This window comes from Streptomyces sp. RKAG293, from assembly GCF_023701745.1.
Lineage (GTDB): Bacteria > Actinomycetota > Actinomycetes > Streptomycetales > Streptomycetaceae > Actinacidiphila.
In genome coordinates this window covers 3,325,290-3,343,081 of record NZ_JAJOZB010000001.1, presented here as the reverse complement: position 1 = coordinate 3,343,081, position 17,792 = coordinate 3,325,290, and the positions used below count along the sequence as shown (strand labels likewise).

Annotated in this window: 17 protein-coding genes; 11 read left to right on the top strand and 6 right to left on the bottom strand. The window is 71.5% G+C overall.

From position 1 onward, the window contains the following. Positions 1 to 726: an MBL fold metallo-hydrolase gene (locus tag LNW72_RS14875; protein WP_250975862.1), complete on the bottom strand. Its 726-nt coding sequence runs from the start codon at positions 724 to 726 to the stop codon at positions 1 to 3. A 168-nt stretch (positions 727 to 894) separates the two neighbouring features. Here LNW72_RS14875 and hrcA point away from each other — a divergent pair, with 168 nt between their 5' ends. The 9 genes from hrcA (at position 895) to LNW72_RS14830 (ending at position 11,005) form a co-directional block, all read left to right on the top strand. Next, on the top strand, positions 895 to 1,911 hold the full coding sequence (gene hrcA, locus LNW72_RS14870; protein WP_138353257.1) for a heat-inducible transcriptional repressor HrcA: 1,017 nt from the start codon (positions 895 to 897) through the stop codon (positions 1,909 to 1,911). Then, positions 1,912 to 3,045 (top strand): molecular chaperone DnaJ, encoded by a 1,134-nt coding sequence (dnaJ, locus tag LNW72_RS14865; protein WP_138353165.1) that lies wholly within the window; start codon positions 1,912 to 1,914, stop codon positions 3,043 to 3,045. It abuts the gene before it with no gap. A gap of 124 nt (positions 3,046 to 3,169) precedes the next feature. Then, positions 3,170 to 4,234, top strand: a complete 1,065-nt coding sequence (locus tag LNW72_RS14860; protein ID WP_250975861.1) for a nitronate monooxygenase — start codon at positions 3,170 to 3,172, stop codon at positions 4,232 to 4,234. Then, positions 4,231 to 4,983 carry a 16S rRNA (uracil(1498)-N(3))-methyltransferase gene (locus LNW72_RS14855; protein WP_250975860.1) on the top strand — a complete coding sequence of 251 codons (753 nt, stop codon included), beginning with the start codon at positions 4,231 to 4,233 and terminating at the stop codon, positions 4,981 to 4,983. Before LNW72_RS14860 ends, LNW72_RS14855 begins: the two co-directional genes overlap by 4 nt. A 140-nt stretch (positions 4,984 to 5,123) precedes the next feature. Beyond that, a complete protein-coding gene (locus tag LNW72_RS14850) occupies positions 5,124 to 5,588 on the top strand; it encodes a hypothetical protein (RefSeq protein WP_250975859.1) in 465 nt (154 codons plus the stop codon). A 46-nt stretch (positions 5,589 to 5,634) separates the two neighbouring features. Beyond that, entirely contained in the window at positions 5,635 to 8,916 is a 3,282-nt protein-coding gene (locus LNW72_RS14845) for a S41 family peptidase (RefSeq protein WP_250975858.1), read from the top strand. A gap of 91 nt (positions 8,917 to 9,007) precedes the next feature. Beyond that, positions 9,008 to 9,367: a histidine triad nucleotide-binding protein gene (locus tag LNW72_RS14840; RefSeq protein ID WP_250975857.1), complete on the top strand. Its 360-nt coding sequence runs from the start codon at positions 9,008 to 9,010 to the stop codon at positions 9,365 to 9,367. Between the two features lie 5 nt (positions 9,368 to 9,372). After that, on the top strand, positions 9,373 to 10,278 hold the full coding sequence (locus tag LNW72_RS14835; RefSeq protein WP_250975856.1) for a ribonuclease Z: 906 nt from the start codon (positions 9,373 to 9,375) through the stop codon (positions 10,276 to 10,278). Between the two features lie 139 nt (positions 10,279 to 10,417). Beyond that, on the top strand, positions 10,418 to 11,005 hold the full coding sequence (locus tag LNW72_RS14830) for a hypothetical protein (RefSeq protein ID WP_250975855.1): 588 nt from the start codon (positions 10,418 to 10,420) through the stop codon (positions 11,003 to 11,005). A gap of 42 nt (positions 11,006 to 11,047) precedes the next feature. On the opposite strand, the gene LNW72_RS14825 is transcribed toward LNW72_RS14830, so the two are convergent. After that, positions 11,048 to 11,422 carry a DoxX family protein gene (locus LNW72_RS14825; RefSeq protein WP_250975854.1) on the bottom strand — a complete coding sequence of 125 codons (375 nt, stop codon included), beginning with the start codon at positions 11,420 to 11,422 and terminating at the stop codon, positions 11,048 to 11,050. 132 nt (positions 11,423 to 11,554) lie between these two features. Between LNW72_RS14825 and LNW72_RS14820 the strand changes: the two genes are divergently transcribed. Further along, positions 11,555 to 12,232, top strand: a complete 678-nt coding sequence (locus LNW72_RS14820; RefSeq protein WP_250975853.1) for a TetR/AcrR family transcriptional regulator — start codon at positions 11,555 to 11,557, stop codon at positions 12,230 to 12,232. 99 nt (positions 12,233 to 12,331) lie between these two features. Next, the gene (locus LNW72_RS14815; RefSeq protein ID WP_250975852.1) at positions 12,332 to 13,324 is read left to right on the top strand and encodes an adenosine deaminase; all 993 of its coding nucleotides are present in this window, start codon (positions 12,332 to 12,334) and stop codon (positions 13,322 to 13,324) included. Between the two features lie 69 nt (positions 13,325 to 13,393). On the opposite strand, the gene LNW72_RS14810 is transcribed toward LNW72_RS14815, so the two are convergent. The 4 genes from LNW72_RS14810 to LNW72_RS14795 form a co-directional block, all read right to left on the bottom strand. Beyond that, the gene (locus tag LNW72_RS14810) at positions 13,394 to 14,197 is read right to left on the bottom strand and encodes an HAD family acid phosphatase (protein WP_250975851.1); all 804 of its coding nucleotides are present in this window, start codon (positions 14,195 to 14,197) and stop codon (positions 13,394 to 13,396) included. A 168-nt stretch (positions 14,198 to 14,365) separates the two neighbouring features. After that, positions 14,366 to 15,706 carry a sugar ABC transporter substrate-binding protein gene (locus LNW72_RS14805; RefSeq protein ID WP_250975850.1) on the bottom strand — a complete coding sequence of 447 codons (1,341 nt, stop codon included), beginning with the start codon at positions 15,704 to 15,706 and terminating at the stop codon, positions 14,366 to 14,368. 122 nt (positions 15,707 to 15,828) lie between these two features. Continuing rightward, positions 15,829 to 16,785 (bottom strand): carbohydrate ABC transporter permease, encoded by a 957-nt coding sequence (locus LNW72_RS14800; protein WP_374117254.1) that lies wholly within the window; start codon positions 16,783 to 16,785, stop codon positions 15,829 to 15,831. Continuing rightward, positions 16,782 to 17,666 (bottom strand): carbohydrate ABC transporter permease, encoded by an 885-nt coding sequence (locus tag LNW72_RS14795; RefSeq protein WP_250975849.1) that lies wholly within the window; start codon positions 17,664 to 17,666, stop codon positions 16,782 to 16,784. The genes LNW72_RS14800 and LNW72_RS14795 overlap by 4 nt, the downstream gene beginning before the upstream one ends. Between the last annotated feature and the right edge of the window lie 126 nt (positions 17,667 to 17,792).

Below are 17,792 nucleotides of genomic sequence, written 5' to 3'. Positions count from 1 at the left end.
CTACGACGCGGTGAACCGGGCCGTCAGGGCGTCGCGTTGGGCGCGGACGAAGCGGGCGTCCACGGCGGCGCCGTGGCCGGGGACGTAGACAGCGGTCTCGCCGCCAACCGCGAGCAGCCGGTCGAGGGTGGCGGGCCAGGCGGCGGGGACGGCGTCGGGGCCCGCCTGCGGTTCGCCGGACTCCTCGACGAGGTCGCCGCAGAACACGACGGCGGGCGTTCCGGGCACGTACACGGCCAGGTCGTGGGTGGTGTGGCCCGTGCCGGGGTGGAAGAGCAGGGCGGTGCGGCCGCCGCCGAGGTCGAGTTCGTACCCGTCGTCGACGAGCCGGTCCGGGCGCACCAGGACGTCCGCCGCCTCGGCCGCGGGCCCGGGGCCGACGCCGTGCGTGACCGCGTCCTCGCGGAGCGCGTCGCGGCCGCGCTCCAGGCAGCCGTCGAGTGCCCGGTGCCCGTACACCCGCACCCCGGAGAAGGCGGCGGCGCCGAAGACATGGTCGAAGTGGGCGTGGGTGAGAGCGATGTGCGTCACAGGGCGACCGGTCAGTTCCCGCACCTGCAGCCGTAGTCGAGCGCCCTCGGCGAGGGTGGAGCCGGTGTCGATGAGCAGTACGCCCTCGTCACCCACGACCAGGCCGATCGTGACGTCGAGGAAGGGAAGACGGCGGCGGGCGACGCCGGGAGCCAGGTGCTCCCAGCCGTCGGCGCCGGACTCTGCGGTATCCACCCTGTGACGCTATCGCCGGGGAACCCTGCCCGCGCGCTACCGTTGCGACCCTTGCCGGGGCCTTGCTACTCCGCCGTACACTGACTGCGGGGGATGTTGGCACTCGTATCGGATGAGTGCCAGGCCACGGCAGTGCTGGTGCGGGATCTACGGCTGGAGGTGTGCGCGATGCTCAGCGAACGCAGACTCGAAGTACTGCGCGCCATCGTCCAGGACTATGTGGGCACCGAGGAGCCGGTCGGCTCCAAGGCGCTCACCGAGCGCCATGGCCTGGGCGTCTCGCCGGCCACGGTGCGCAACGACATGGCGGCGCTGGAGGACGAGGGCTACATCCACCAGCCCCACACCAGCGCGGGCCGGATCCCGACGGACAAGGGCTACCGGCTGTTCGTCGACAAACTGGCCGGGGTGAAGCCGCTCACGTCCGCCGAGCGGCGCGCGATCCAGAACTTCCTGGACGGCGCGGTGGACCTCGACGACGTGGTGGGCCGCACCGTACGGCTGCTCGCGCAGCTCACCCGGCAGGTCGCCGTCGTCCAGTACCCGTCGCTCACCCGCTCCTCGGTGCGGCACGTCGAGCTCCTGGCGCTGGCCCCGGCCCGGATCATGCTGGTCCTCATCACCGACACCGGACGGGTCGAGCAGCGGCTCATCGACTGCCCGGCGCCGATGAGCGACACGCTGCTCGCCGATGTCCGGGCCCGGCTGAACGCCCGGGTGGTGGGCCGCCGGTTCGCGGACGTCCCGCCGCTGGTGGCGGATCTGCCGGACGGCTTCGAGTACGACGACCGGCCGTCGGTGTCGATCCTGCTGGCGACGCTGCTGGAGACGCTCGTCGAGGAGACCGAGGAGCGCATCATGCTCGGCGGCGCGGCGAACCTGACCCGCTTCAACCACGACTTCCCGCTGACGATCCGGCCGGTCATGGAGGCCCTTGAGGAGCAGATGGTGCTCCTCAAGCTCCTCGGTGAGGCCAACGACTCGGGCATGACCGTGCGGATCGGGCATGAGAATTTTCACGAGGGCTTGAATTCCACATCCGTTGTGGCGGTCGGCTACGGTTCGGGCGACGAGGCAGTCGCCAAACTCGGTGTGGTCGGACCGACCCGCATGGACTACCCCGGAACGATGGGAGCGGTACGCGCAGTGGCACGTTACGTCGGACAGATCCTGGCGGAGTCGTAGGTGGCCACGGACTATTACGCGGTCCTTGGCGTGCGCCGTGACGCCGGACAGGACGAGATCAAGAAGGCCTTCCGCCGCCTCGCGCGCGAGCTGCATCCGGATGTGAATCCGGATCCGAAGACCCAGGAGCGCTTCAAGGAGATCAACGCCGCGTACGAGGTGCTCTCGGACCCGGCGAAGAAGCAGGTCTACGACCTGGGCGGCGACCCTCTGTCGTCCTCCGGCGGCGGTGGCGCGGGCGGCTTCGGAGCCGGTTTCGGCAACTTCAGCGACATCATGGACGCCTTCTTCGGGCAGTCCCAGCAGCGCGGGCCGCGGTCGCGGACCCGGCGCGGCCAGGACGCCATGATCCGGCTGGAGATCGAGCTGGACGAGGCGGCCTTCGGCACCACCAAGGACCTCCAGGTCGACACGGCGGTGACGTGCGGCACCTGCTCAGGCGAGGGCGCTGCGCCCGGCACGGCGGCGCAGACCTGCGACATGTGCCGTGGCCGCGGTGAGGTCTCGCAGGTCACCCGGTCCTTCCTGGGCCAGGTCATGACCTCGCGGCCGTGCCCGCAGTGCCAGGGCTTCGGCACCGTGGTGCCGACGCCGTGCCCGGAGTGCGCGGGCGACGGCCGGGTCAGGTCCCGTCGCACGCTCACGGTCAAGATCCCGGCGGGCGTCGACAACGGCACCCGCATCCAGCTGGCGGGCGAGGGCGAGGTCGGCCCCGGCGGCGGCCCCGCCGGTGACCTGTACGTGGAGATCCGGGAGCTTCCGCACCCGACCTTCCAGCGGCGCGGCGACGATCTGCACTGCACGGTCACGATCCCGATGACGGCGGCGTCCCTGGGCACGAAGTGCCCGCTGGAGACGCTCGACGGCATGGAGGAGATCGACGTCCGGCCCGGTACCCAGTCCGGCCAGTCGATCCCGCTGCACCAGCGCGGGGTGACCCATCTGCGGGGCGGCGGCCGTGGTGACCTGATCGTGCACGTCGAGGTCATCACGCCCAACAAGCTCGACGCCGCGCAGGAGGACCTGCTGCGGCAGCTGGCCAAGTTGCGCGGCGAGGAGCGGCCCACCGGTCACTTCCAGCCCGGCCAGCAGGGGCTGTTCTCCCGGTTGAAGGACGCTTTCAACGGCCGCTGAGGCCGCCGGCGGCGTCCAGCGGGGCGCCGGTTCCGGCTCCGACCGTCCCCCAGCCTTCGGCCGGGGTGCCGCCCTTGGGCGGGCCCGACCTGTTCGGGCCCGCCCGGCGTGAAACGATGGGCGTATGTCCGCGTTGACCGATCTCTCGTCGTTCTCGGCGTTCCCGATCATCCAGGCGCCGATGGCCGGCGGCGGGTCCACCCCGCGGCTCGCCGCGGCCGTGAGTGACGCCGGCGGCCTGGGTTTCCTCGCCGCCGGGTACAAGACGCCGGAAGCGATGTACGAGGAGATCCGGCAGCTGCGCGGCCTGACGTCGAACCCCTTCGGCGTGAATCTCTTCACTCCGCAGCCCGACACCGCCGACCGGTCCGCCGTCGAGGTCTACGCCGAGCAGCTCGCGGGCGAGGCCGCCTGGTACTCCACCCCGCTCGGCGACCCCGAATCGGGGCAGGACGACGCGTACGACGCCAAGGTCGCGATCCTGCTGGACAATCCGGTCCCCGTCGTCAGCTTCACGTTCGGCTGCCCTGACCGGCCGGTCTTCGACGCGTTCGCGAAGGCCGGGACGTACACCGTGGTCACGGTCACCACACCCGGTGAGGCGCTCGCCGCCCAGTGGGCGGGCGCCGACGCGGTGTGCGTGCAGGGGACGGAGGCGGGCGGCCACCAGGGCACCCACCGGGACGATCCGGAGCTGGACCACGCGGGGTTCGGGCTGCTGTCGCTCGTTCCGCAGGTCCGTGACGCCGTCCAGCTGCCGATCATCGCGACGGGCGGGCTGATGCGCGGCAACCAGATCGCGGCCGTCCTGGCGGTGGGCGCGGACGCCGCGCAGCTGGGCACCGCCTTCCTCGTCTCTCCCGAGTCCGGGGCCAACGCGCTGCACAAGCGGGCCGTCACCGACCCGGTCTACGCCCGCACCGAGTTCACCCGGGCGTTCTCCGGGCGGCCGGCGCGCGGGCTGGTCAATCGCTTCATGCGCGAGCACGGGCCGTACGCGCCCGCCGGGTATCCGCAGATCCACCATCTGACCGCGGGCATCCGCAAGGCCGCGGCGGCGGCCGGTGATCCGCAGGCGATGGCGCTGTGGGCGGGGCAGGGACACCGGCTGGCCCGCGACCTGCCGGCGGGCGAACTCGTCGCCGTGCTCATGGAAGAACTCAACGCAGCACGGAAGGCCTTGGGATGACCGCGCCGGTATTCATCGTCGAACCCGAGCAGTTGCGGGACGGGTCGCGGAGCGGCGGACTGCTGGTGCTGTCCGGTGCCGAGGGGCGGCACGCGGTGTCCGTGCGGCGGCTCGCGGTCGGCGAGGAGATCGTCCTGACGGACGGCGAGGGCGCCGGAGCGTACGGCGTGGTCGCGTCCGTCGAGGGCAAGGACCGGCTGGAGGTCGCCGTCTCGGAGCTGCGCACCGAACCGGCGCCGGCGCCGCGGATCACCGTCGTCCAGGCGCTGCCGAAGGGCGACCGCGGCGAGCTGGCCGTCGAGACGATGACGGAGACCGGGGTCGACGCGATCGTGCCGTGGGCGGCGTCCCGGTGCATCACGCAGTGGCGCGGCGAGCGGGGTGCCAAGGCGCTCGCGAAGTGGCGTTCCACGGCGCGGGAGGCCGCGAAGCAGTCGCGGCGGCTGCGGTTCCCCGAGGTCACGGAGCCGATGACGACCCGGCAGCTGGCGGGTCTGCTCGGCGGGGCGGCGTTCGCCGCCGTCCTGCACGAGGAGGGCTCCGCGCCGCTGGCCGATGCCGCGCTGCCGTCCGAGGGCGACATCGTGCTCGTCGTCGGCCCGGAGGGCGGGGTCTCGCCCGACGAGCTCGCCGCCTTCGCCGCCGCCGGGGCCAAGCCGTACCGGCTGGGCGCGACGGTGCTGCGGACCTCGACCGCCGGGGTCGCCGCGACCGCGCTGCTCCTCGGGCGCACCGGCCGCTGGTCCTGAGCGGTTCCGGCCGACGGGGTCGAAGACCGCTCGAAGAACGCCGAGGATCGCCGGCTGTGTGGCGAAATCCCGGTCCCGTAAGGGGCGTTCTACGTCGTGTGGGCGATGTGCGCGGGGCGGGACGGCGGGACCCTGCCGGTATGAAGCGTTTACAGCAGTGGGGAGTGGCCGGAGGCCTCGCACTGGCCGCGTTCGGCGGAGTGGTGGCGTGCGATCCGGCGAGTGGGATGACCGCCTCGGCGGTGTCGATCACCACGGACCAGCTGGGCACCCGGGCGTTGCAGGACCACGGGATCAAGGTGCAGTGGATGTCGTGCCACGCCTCGGTGGACGGCGCCACGACCGCCTCCGGCACGGCGAGCCCCCGGGCGTCCGGTGTACCGGTCAAGGGCGTCGCGTCCGTGGACTGTCAGGGTGAGACCACCGACAAGCAGAAGATCACCGTCACCGGCCGGGTGACGGAGCAACTCGACGGCCGCTGTGTACGCGGCCGGCTGACCGCGCAGGTCGGCAAGCGTACGGTCTTCGACGTGAACGGACTGGGCGACTGCTCGGCGACGTCGGGGCCGTCCGGCAAAACCTCCGCCGCATCCGCCAGAAGCTGAAGACAAAGCGCTCGTTCGCGTCCTCGATCATGGTTAATGTGGCGGAGTGACACAGCCTTCGTACCTCCGGTATCCGCATGTAAACGGTGAGTTGGTCGCTTTTGTCGCCGAGGACGACGTCTGGGTGGCGCCGCTCGACGGCGGGCGCGCCTGGCGCGTCAGCGCCGACAACATGCCGGTCGGCCATCCGCGCATCTCGCCGGACGGAACGACGGTCGCCTGGACCTCCACCCGCGACGGCGCGCCAGAGGTGCACGTGGCCCCCGTCGACGGCGGCCCGTCGCGGCGGCTGACGCACTGGGGCAGCGTGAAGACCTCGGTGCGCGGCTGGACGCCGGACGGCGAGGTCGTCGCGATCAGCACGCAGGGCCAGCCCTCGCTGCGCCGCACCTGGGCGCGGGCGGTGCCGCTGGACGGCGGGCCCGCGCGCACGCTGCCGTACGGGCCGGTCGGCGATCTGGCGTACGGGCCCGACGGCGCGGTGCTGCTGCTGTCGGCGACGATGGGCCGCGAGGCCGCGGCCTGGAAGCGCTACCGGGGCGGCACGGCGGGCAAGTTGTGGATCGACCTGACGGGCGGCGGCGACTTCGAGCGGCTGCACGCGGACCTCGACGGCAACCTCGAATCCCCGCTGTGGGTGGGCGAGCGAAGCGAGATGGGGGCACCCCCGGCCGAAGGTTGGGGGCGCATTGCGTTCCTCTCCGACCACGAAGGCACCGGCGCGCTCTACTCCAGCCTCCCGGACGGCTCGGACCTGCGCCGGCACACCCCCCTCGACGGCTTCTACGCCCGGCAGGCCGCGACCGACGGCACCCGCGTCGTGTACAGCTCCGCCGGTGAACTCCACCTGCTCGACGACCTGGAGTCGGCCACGCCGCGCCCGGTCGAGGTCCGCCTCGGCGGCCAGCGCACCGACCTCCAGCCGCACCCGGTCCGCGCCTCGCACCACCTCGGGGACGCCCGCCCGGACCACACCGGGCGCGGCAGCGCCGTCGAGGTCCGCGGCACCACCCACTGGGTCACCCACCGGGGCGGCCCGGCGCGCGCGCTCGCCGCGGAGCCGGGGGTCAGGACGCGGCTGCCGCGCACCTTCGGCGGCGAGGGCGACCAGCAGGTCGTCTGGGTCACCGACGCCGAGGGCGAGGACGCCCTCGAACTCTCCCCCGCGGCCGGTCTGGCACCCGGCGCCACCCCCCGCCGGCTGGCGGCCGGCCGCCTCGGCCGCGTCCTGGAACTCGAAGTGTCGCCGGACGGGCACCGGATCGCCGTCGCCTCGCACGACGGCCGGGTGCTGCTCGTCGAGACGCAGACCGGCGAGGTGCGGGAGGTCGCGGCCAGCGACGCGGGCGATGTGACCGGGCTGGCGTTCTCGCCGGACTCGGCCTGGCTCGCCTGGTCGCACCCGGGCCCCGACCCGCTGCGGCAGCTCAGGATCGCCGCGACGTCGGACCTGTCCGTCGCCGACGCGACCCCGCTGCGCTTCAACGACTACGCGCCCGCGTTCACCCCGGACGGAAAGCATCTCGCGTTCCTGTCCGAGCGGGCCTTCGACCCGGTCTACGACGCCCATGTCTTCGACCTGTCCTTCCCCAACGCCTGCCGCCCGCACCTGATCACGCTGGCCGCCACCACCCCGTCGCCCTTCGGTCCGCAGCGGCACGGCCGCCCGGTCGAGGAGCCGGACGAGGAGGGCAAGGACGACAAGTCCGAGGGCGATAAGGACGCCGAGAGCGCCGACGGCGAGGACCGCCCCCGCGTCCCGGCCACCCGCGTCGACTTCGAGGGCATCGCCGACCGCATCGTCGCGTTCCCCGTCGAAGCCGGCCGGTACACCTCGCTGACGGCCGCCAAGAACGGCCTGCTCTGGCTGCGCCACCCGCTGCTCGGCACCCTCGGCACCGCCCTGGCCACGCCCGAGGCGCAGCCGCCCGGCAGCGTCCTGGAGCGCTACGACCTCAAGCAGCTGCGCGTCGAGGAACTCGCGGACGACGCCGAGGACTTCGCCGTCACCGGTGACGGCACCAAGGTGCTGCTGGCCGCGAACGGCCGGCTGCGCGTCGTACCCGCCGACAGCAAGTCGTCGGACGACGACGACTCGGACGCGAACATCACCGTCGACCTGTCGCGGATCCGGGTGACCGTACGGCCGCAGGACGAGTGGCGGCAGATGTACGCCGAGGCGCACCGGATGATGCGCGACAACTTCTGGCGCGCCGACATGAGCGGTGTCGACTGGAACGCGGTCGGCGAGCGCTACAAGCCCGTCCTGGAGCGCGCCGCCACCCACGACGACCTCATGGACCTGATGTGGGAGGTGCAGGGGGAACTCGGGACCTCGCACGCCTACGTCACCCCGCCCGGCGGCCACCGGGACGCGCTGACCCGCCAGGGGCTGCTCGGCGCGGACATCGCCCGCGCGGAGGACGGCCGCTGGCAGTTCGTCCGCGTGCTGCCCGGCGAGTCCTCCGACCCGCAGGCCCGCTCCCCGCTCGCCGCACCCGGGGTCGCGGTGCGCGCCGACGACAGCCTGCTGGCGGTCGACGGACACGCCGTCGACCCGGTCGCCGGGCCCGGCCCGCTGCTGACCGGTGCGGCGGGCAAGCCCGTCGAACTGACCGTGGCCCCGGCGGACGGCGGCGCGGTCCGGTACGTCGTGGTGGTACCGCTCGCCGACGAGGAGCCGCTGCGGTACCACGACTGGGTCGCGGGCCGCCGGGCCCACGTCCACGAGCGCTCCGGGGGCCGGCTCGGCTATCTGCACGTTCCGGACATGGTCGGCTTCGGCTGGGCGCAGCTGCACCGCGATCTGCGGGTCGAGGTCGCCCGCGAGGGCCTGGTCGTGGACGTCCGCGAGAACCGCGGCGGGCACACGTCGCAGCTCGTCATCGAGAAGCTCGCGCGCCGCATCGTCGGCTGGGACCTGCCGCGCGGCCTGCGCGCGCAGAGCTACCCGCTGGACGCGCCGCGCGGACCGGTCGTCGCCGTCGCCAACGAGTTCTCCGGCTCGGACGGCGACATCGTCAACGCCGCGATCAAGGCCCTGAACATCGGCCCGGTCGTCGGCACCCGCACCTGGGGCGGCGTGGTCGGCATCGACAGCCGGTACGACCTGGTGGACGGCACGGCCGTCACCCAGCCCAAGTACGCCTTCTGGTTCGAGGGCTACGGCTGGGACGTCGAGAACCACGGCGTCGACCCGGACGTCGAGGTGCTGCAGCGCCCGCAGGACTGGGCAGCGGGCACCGATCCGCAGCTCGACACCGCCATCGACCTGGCCCTGGCGTCCCTCGCCGAGCACCCGGCCAAGACACCGCCGCACCTGCCGTAGGGCCCGTCCTGACCGTGCCGGGCGGTGTCCGGCCGATACGATGCGCCTTTCGACGACCACTGTTTCCACGATGGAAGAGGGAGAAGCACCCGTGGCGGGAGAACCCCAGGCGGACTGCCTGTTCTGCAAGATCGCAGCCGGGGACATCCCGGCGACGATCGTCCGCGAGACCGACACGACGGTGGCGTTCCGCGACATCAACCCGCAGGCGCCCACGCATGTGCTGGTGATCCCGAAGGTGCACTACGCGGACGCCGCCGCGCTCGCGGTCGGCGACCCGCAGGCCGCCGCCGACGTGCTGCGCGAGGCGGGCGAGGTGGCGGCGGCGGAGAAGACCGTCGACCGCGGCTACCGGATCGTCTTCAACACCGGTGCGGGCGCCGGCCAGACCGTGTTCCACGCGCACGCGCACGTCCTCGGTGGGCGCGGCCTTGAGTGGCCCCCCGGATAACCGCCTTGTCCATCCGTGAATTCGTGGTGCTCGGCACCGCCAGCCAGGTCCCCACCCGGCTCCGCAACCACAACGGCTATCTGCTGCGCTGGGACAGCGAGGGCATTCTCTTCGACCCGGGAGAGGGCACCCAGCGGCAGATGCTGCTGGCCGGCGTGGCCGCGCACGACCTGACCCGGATCTGCGTCACGCACTTCCACGGTGACCACTCGCTCGGTCTGGCCGGGGTGATCCAGCGGATCAACCTGGACCGCGTGCCGCACCCGATCGCGGCCCACTACCCGGCGAGCGGGCAGCACTTCTTCGAGCGGCTGCGCTACTCGACGGCCTACCGCGAGACGGCCGTGATCACCGAGGAGCCGGTCGCCGCGGACGGCGTGCTGGCCACCACGGAGGCCTTCACCCTCTCCGCGGCCAAGCTCTCGCACCCCGTCGAGAGTTACGGCTACCGCCTCGTCGAACCCGACGGCCGCCGTCTGATCCCCGCGCGGCTCGCCGCACACGGCATCACCGGCCCGGACGTGGGCCGGCTGCAGCGCGACGGGGTGCTCGACGGGGTGACCCTCGACGAGGTGAGCGAGGTCCGCACCGGCCAGCGCTTCGCCTTCATCATGGACACCCGCCTCTGCGACGGCGTCCACGCGCTGGCCGAGGGCTGCGACCTGCTCGTCATCGAGTCGACGTTCCTCAACGAGGACGAACACCTCGCCCGCGACCACGGCCACCTGACCGCGGGTCAGGCCGCCCGGGTGGCCGCCGAAGCCGGCGTCCGCCATCTCGTCCTCACCCACTTCTCGCAGCGCTACACCGACCCCTCGCTCTTCGGCCGGCAGGCCCGCGAGGCCGGCTTCGACGGTGAACTGACCGTGGCGGAGGACCTGATGCGCATCCCGGTGCCGAAGCGCCGCTGAAAGCCGCCCGGCTGAGCCCGCCCGGCTGGGGCAGGGTGGGTGACGCGGTCGACCCGGTCAAGATCGCCAAGGGGAGCTGGGAAAGTGTGAAGGACCTCAGACACCGTGGCGCTGTCCCTGAAGTGGAGCGCATGAGCCAGTGAACGACGACACGTGGAACGTCGGTATCGAATGCCCCGAGGACTGGATCCCGCTGCCCCTGGAGCCGGGCATCGACCTCGGCGCGTGGGCGCTCGAGCAGGCCGGGAAACTCGCGGCGGCGCCGGCGGAGGTCGACGCCGACGCGCTGATGTACGACCTGCGGGAGCGGGCCGCCGACAGCCGGGGGCGGGAGCCGGTGTTCGCCTTCGGGCTGTATCCGGAGGGGTTCGAGGAGGCGCTCGCGGTGCTGGAGGTGGATGTCGTCCACCCCGACGACAAGGTGCCGTCGATCACGCTGGACTGGATCACCGAGGTCTTCGCGACCGGCGACTTCCAGGAGCCCGAGGTGGAGCGGGCCGTGCTTCCGGCGGGGCCGGCCGTCCGCATCCGCCAGGGGCTGGCCGGCCGGGGGACCGGGCAGAGCGGTGAGCGCTCCCTGATGGAGACCGTCACCTACGGGGTGCGGCCGCCGGGGATCGAGAGCGCCGTCATGGTCCTCGTCTCCTGGACGGCGCCCGGCCTCGCGGACCTGATGACGACGGCGGCCGACCAGATCGTCCACACCCTCAAGATCACGGTGACGTGAGGGCGTGACGCAGGGGCGTGATGCAAGGGCCGGGGGACCGGGTCAGAAGGAGTACGGCCCGAAGCGGCCCCACGCGATCACCGCGGCGAGGACCAGCAGGACCACCGACGGGAGGAGCTCCTTCGCCGCGTCCTTCTTGCGGAGGTGGTAGTTCGCCGCGCCGGCCATCGTCACCGCGAGGCCGGTGGCGGCGATCGGGGTGAGGATCGGCGCTATGTCCGTCGCGGCGGGGAGGATCAGGCCGATCGCGCCGAGGACCTCCACCGCGCCGATGAACTTGACCATCCCGGCCGAGTAGTCGTTCACGAAGCCCATCTTGTCGGCGAGCTTCTCCTTGGGCTGGCTGACCTTCGTCAGTCCGGACGCGAGGAAGGCGGCGGCGAGAACGCCCTGCAGGACCCAGAGGACGGTGTTCATGGGGGGACTCTTTTCGGGAGGCGGGGATGCCGGGATGCGGGGAACGGAACCTGAGGTGACCCTCATGTTTCTCAGGTTGAATACCGTACCACCGAACCTGAGGTATGCCTCCGGTTCGGTAGACTGGCGGACATGTCCGACTCCGACCGCTCTCGCTGCCCGAAGCGTGTCCTGCGGCGCGACGCGCAGCGCAACCGCGACGCACTGATCGCGGTCGCCCGCACCGCCTTCGCGCAGGAAGGGATCGACGCGCCGCTGGAGTCGATCGCCAAGCGCGCCGGGGTCGCCATCGGCACCCTCTACCGGCACTTCCCGACCCGGCTCGACGTCATCGAGGAGATCTTCGCCGAGAAGCTCGCCGAGTGGCTGGCGGCGGCCGAGCGCGGGGCCGCCGCCGACGATCCCTGGGAAGGGTTCGCCGGGTATCTGGAGGACATGTGCGCCCTGCAGGCCGGCGACCGGGGGTTCAACGACCTGGCGTCGATGCGGCTGCCGTCGTCACCCGAGGTGGAACGGCTGCGGCAGCGTATCTTCGAGCTCAGCCGCGACATCCTGCACCGGGCCCAGCGGGCCGGTGCCGTACGCCCCGATCTCACGCCCGAGGACCTGGCCTTCCTCATCTGGTCGCAGGCGCGGATCACCCAGGCCACCCGGGAGGTCGCGCCGCGCGCCTGGCGGCGTCATCTCGCGCTGCTGCTGGACGGCTTCCGCGCCGAGCGCGCCCACCCGCTGCCCGAGCCCGCCATGACGCCCGCGCAGGTCGGCCTCGCCATGGCCGCCCTGGGCGGCAGCAGCTCCTGCCCCGGCTGAGGCTCCTGCCCCGGACCGTGGTCCGCGCGGCCCGCACCGCGCTGACCTGTACCGTTGTACGACCCCTCGCCGCCGTACCGACTGTGAAGTGAATCCCCTGTGCCCATTCCCAAGGCTGAACTGCACCTCCACATCGAAGGCACCCTGGAGCCGGAACTGGCCTTCGCGCTCGCCGCGCGCGGCGGGATCTCGCTGCCGTACGCCGACGCCGACGAACTCCGCCGCGCCTACTCCTTCACGGACCTGCAGTCCTTCCTGGACCTGTACTACGCGCTGATGGCCGTGCTGCGCACCGAGGACGACTTCGCCGGCCTCGCCGACGCCTATCTCGCGCGCGCCGCGGAACAGGGCGTACGGCACGCCGAGATCTTCTTCGACCCGCAGGCGCACACCGCGCGCGGCGTCGACATCGGCACCGTCGTCGAGGGGCTGTCCCGCGCGCTGGACGCCGGGCGGGAACGGCACGGCATCAGCACCCAGTTGATCATGTGCTTCCTGCGCGACGAGTCCGCGCAGTCCGCGCTGGACACCTTCGAGGCGGCCAAGCCGTACCTGTCCCGGATCTCCGCCGTCGGGCTGGACTCCGCCGAGGTCGGCAACCCGCCGTCGAAGTTCCGCGAGGTCTACGAGCGGGCCGCCGCCGAGGGGCTGCGCCGCGTCGCCCACGCGGGCGAGGAGGGGCCGCCCGCGTACATCTGGGAGGCCCTCGACGTCCTGGGCGTCGAGCGCGTCGACCACGGCCTGCGCTCCCTGGAGGACCCGGAGCTCGTCGCCCGCCTCGTCCGCGACCGCATCCCGCTCACGCTGTGCCCGCTCTCCAACGTCCGGCTGCGCTGCATCGACCGCATCGAGGACCACCCGCTGCGCGCGATGCTCGACGCCGGCCTGCTGGCGACCGTCAACTCCGACGACCCCGCGTACTTCGGCGGATACGCCGGCGACAACTACGACGCGGTCCGTGCCGCGCTCGGCCTGGACGACGAGACGCTGCGCGGGCTGGCCCGCAACTCCTTCGAGGCGGCGTTCCTCGACGGTGACGAGGCCCTGCGGGCCCGCTACCTCGCCGAGGTCGAGGCGTACGTCTTCGACTGACGACGCCGACCCGGCCGGCGGCCCCTTGGAGCCGCGGCCGGGCCGGACGGTGCGCCTAACTCAGGGCGCCTACGGCAGGAAGTACATGGGGTTGGGGAGCTTGAAGGTCTTGTCCCCGTATCCGCCCTCGAGGTCGCTGTACTGGTCGCCGAAGTTGGCGACGATGTCGTAGCCGAGCGACTCGATGTGCTTGCGGGTGCCCGCCTTGTACTCGACCGTCGTGCAGGTCGCGCCGCACGGCAGGTACGCCGGCGGGCTCGTCTTGTTCTTCAGGAAGAAGTGCGCTGCGTCGGCGGCCGGCTTGTAGCCCGCGACGGCGAGGTTCGCGGTGGACGGGTCGCGCTGCGCCTCGGGGCGGCCGGTCAGGAAGAAGACCGTGATGCCGTGGTCCGACGCCCAGTTGACGAGGTCCGGCATGCCGAAGACCGGCGCCATGTTCTTGGTGCGGATGTACGTGTCGTTGGTGGCGGGCGTGTAGTTGAAGCCCACCTCCAGCTCGTAGTTGTACGTGAGCAGCGTCGTGTCGTCGACGTCGAGGACGATCGCGGGCTTGGCGCCGTGCCCGTTCCCGTAGCCGCTCCCGTTTCCGTGACCCTCGTGCCGCAGGGTGTCCTTGAGGTAGTCCTTCGCCTTGCTCTCGATGCCCGCGACCTGCTGCGCGTAGCTGCTCTGCGGCGACGCGTCGTGCTCACCGGCGGCGTCCACGGTGTCGCCGTAGTACGCCTTGATCTCCGTGACGACGTTGGTGAGGTTGGGGATCTGCTTGTCGCTGCGCGGCACCGAGTTGCCGGCGGAGGCACCGCCGATTCCGTAGAGGGTGGCGCCGACCGCAAGGGTCGCGGCGGTGAGCGCCAGGGCTCGGGTCCGGGGCATGGCGGTGCTCCTTCACGTCATGTGCACGTCGGGTGATCCCGTGAACCTAGACCCATGATCATGGCTGGTCAAGGATGGTCTACGCGCGAGGATCCGGCGGCTGCAGCACAGCACCGGTCGGGGCGTCCCGCGCGACGCCCCGACCGGTGCTGTCCGTGAGACGGGCCGTCACTTCATCGTGAAGCCCTGCTCCTTGCCGAACGTCGTGATCCGGTCCTGCCAGGCGGACAGCGCGGCGGGGACGTCGCCGCCGGGCTTGAGGGCCTGGCCGACCGAGTCCTTGTAGACGCTGTTCGCGTAGACCTGGAACGGCAGGTACTGCCAGCCGGGGCGGACCGCCTGGGACATCTGCGCGAAGATCTCGTTCGGCTTGGACCCGGGGAAGTACGGAACGGTCGCGCTCCGGAACGCGGGGTCGTCGAGCAGCACCTTGGTGGCGGGGAACAGGCCCACGTCCTTGTTGAGCGAGGTGACGGCCTCCGGGTCGGAGTCCAGCCACTGCGCGAAGGCCACGGACGCCGCCTTGTTGGCGCTCTGCGCGGTGACCGCGACCGAGGAGCCGCCGTTCTCGGCACTCGCCGGGGTGCCCGCGGTGGTCTGCGGCATCGGGGCGACGTCCCACTGGCCCTTGCTCTGCGGCATGTTCTGCTCCATGACGGCGGGGGCCCAGGCGCCGGTCATCCAGATCGCGTACTTGCCCGCGGCCATCGACTTCCACCAGGCGTCGTTCCAGCTCGGGGTGGTGTCGAGCAGCTTGTCCTTGAGCAGCGCGCCGTAGGTGCCCGCCCACTTCTGTGCCCCCGGGTCGCCCTTGAGGTCGGCCGCCACCCCGGTGGTCCCGGTGACCTTGTACGGGAAGCCGCCGGACTGCCAGATCATGCTGTTGCCGGTCCCCGCGTCCCCGGGGTCGGTGTAGGTGATGTACTTGTCGGGGTCGGCCGCGTGGATCTTCTTGGCGAGGGCGTTGAACTCGTCCCAGGTCCTGGGCGGCGTCGCGCCGAGCCCGGCCAGGACGTCCTTGCGGTAGAACATCGCCATCGGCCCGGTGTCCTGCGGTATGCCGTACATCCCGCCCGCGACGTTCACCTGGGACCACGCGGACGGCGCGAACTTGTCCTTGAGCCCGGTCGCGCCGTAGCCGGCGAGGTCGACGAGCTGCTTGGTGATGGCGAACTGCGGCAGCGCGAAGTACTCGATCTGGGCGACGTCCGGGGCACCCTTGCCGGCCTTGAGCGCTGCCTGCAGCTTGCTGTACTGCGCCTCGGACTGACCGACGTTGACGACCTTGACGTGGATCTTCGGGTACTTCTTCTCGAAGAGCGCCACCGTCTTGTCGATGTTCGGGACCCAGGTCCAGAACGTGATGTCCGCGGGCTTGTCGAGGGCCTCCCGCACCGCGGCCGGATCGGCCTGGGAGCTGCCGCCGGTGCCGGTCCCCGAACCGCCGCAGGCGGTGAGTCCGAGGGCGAGCACCGCGGCCGTGGCGGCGGTGAGCAGCGATCTGTTCATCTGTGGGCACTCCTGGGAAGGGCGTACACGAGGGTGGGAACGCGGAAGGGTGATGCCGTTGCCGCTTGATGCGGTTACTGCCTGGCGCCGTTGCTGGCTGACGCCGTTACTGCTGGACGTCGTTACTGCTTGACGCCGCCGGCGGCGAGACCGGACTGCCAGAACCGCTGGAGGAACAGGAACGCCACGATCAGCGGGACGATGGCCAGCAGGCTGCCGGTGAGCAGCAGCGGATACATCGGCTGGGTACCGCCGGAACCCCCGTTCGCCAGGGAGTTCCACTGGTTGAGGCCGACGGTCAGCGGGAACCACTTCGGGTCGTTGAGCAGGATCAGGGGCAGGAAGTAGTTGTTCCAGGTCGACACCAGCGCGAAGAGCAGCACCGTGACGAATCCGGGGGCGAGCAGCCGCAGCGAGATGGTGAAGAAGATGCGGGTCTCGCCCGCCCCGTCGATGCGCGCGGCCTCCAGCATCGCGTCGGGGACCGCGTCCGCCGCGTACACCCGCATCAGATAGAGGCCGAACGGGCTGACGAGCGAGGGCAGGATCACCGCCCAGGGGGTGTTGACGATGCCGGCGTCGCTGAACAGCAGATACGTCGGGACGGCCAGTGCGGTGCCCGGGATGGAGATCGCACCGATCACCAGGGCGAAGAGCAGCCGGCGGCCGGCGAATTCGAACTTGGCGAGTGCGTAGCCGCCCATGGTCGCGAAGATCGCGGCGCCGCCCGCGCCGACCACCGAGTAGAGCACCGTGTTGCCGAACCAGCGCAGGTAGATGCCGTCGTTGTAGGTGAAGACGTCGTGGATGTTGCCGAACAGGTGGAAGCCGTTCGAGAACCAGAGCCCGGACGAGGAGAACAGGCCCTCGCTGTTCTTGGTCGAGCTGAGGAACAGCCAGACCAGGGGCAGCAGGGTGTATCCGAGCATCAGCGCCATCAGGACGGTGAGCACGGTGCTCCCGCGCCGCCGGCGGCGCGGCCGGCGGGTGAGGGGGCGCACCGGTTTGCGGGGCGGGGCGGGTGGCGGCGCGCTCTGCGGTGCCGCCGCCTGTGTGGTGCCGGGAGCCGAGGTCGTCACAGCATCCGCTCCCTTCGTGCGGTCAGCGTCTGGACGAGGTAGGCGACCACGACGGTGACCAGGCCGAGGACCACCGCGATGGCGGCCGAGTAGTTGAACTGCCGTCCGCTGAACGCGAGGTTGTAGGCGTACAGGTTGGGCGTGTAGTTGGTGGTGACGACGGCCGGGGCCAGGGTCTGCAGGATGCTCGGCTCGTTGAACAGCTGGAACGTGCCGATCACCGAGAACGTGGTGGCCATCAGCAGCGCGGGCCGGAGCGCGGGGAGCTTGATGCTCCAGGCCTTGCGGAAGGCGCCGGCGCCGTCCATCTCCGCGGCTTCGTACAGTTCCTCGGGGATGGAGCGCAGCGCCGCGTACAGGATCAGCATGTTGTAGCCGACGAACTCCCAGGTCACGATGTTGCCGATGGAGCCGAGCATCCATGGCGCGGACAGCAGGTCGGGCAGCCGGGTGCCCAGCGCGTCGCCGAGCTCGCCGGCCAGCCCGAACCGGTCCCCGTACATGTAGCCCCACATCAGCGCCGCGACCACGCCGGGCACGGCGTAGGGGACGAAGATGCCGATGCGGAACAGGGCCGGGAAGAGCAGCCGTCCGCTGTCGATCGCGAGGGCGGCGAGCAGGGCGAGGACCAGCATCAGCGGCACCTGGACGACGAAGAACGCCGACACCCGCAGCAGCCCCGCGGTGAACAGCTGGTCACTGAGGGCCTTCGTGTAGTTGTCGAGGCCGGTGAAGACCGTGCCGTCGACCATGCGCTCCTGGTAGAGGCTCAGCCGGATCGCGTAGAGGAGCGGCGCGGCCACGGCGATCACGAACACGGTCAGGAACGGGAGGAAGAACGCGTATCCGGTGACGTTGCGCCGCAGGGCGCCGCGCTTCACCGTGGGCCCCGGCGGCAGCACGGGGCCAGATCGACTCTCACGGGAGGTCCTTCGGGAGGGCTGCAGCTGATGTTTGCGCCAACATGACCGGCACGTTTCGGAAGTGTGCCGGTGACCAAATAACGT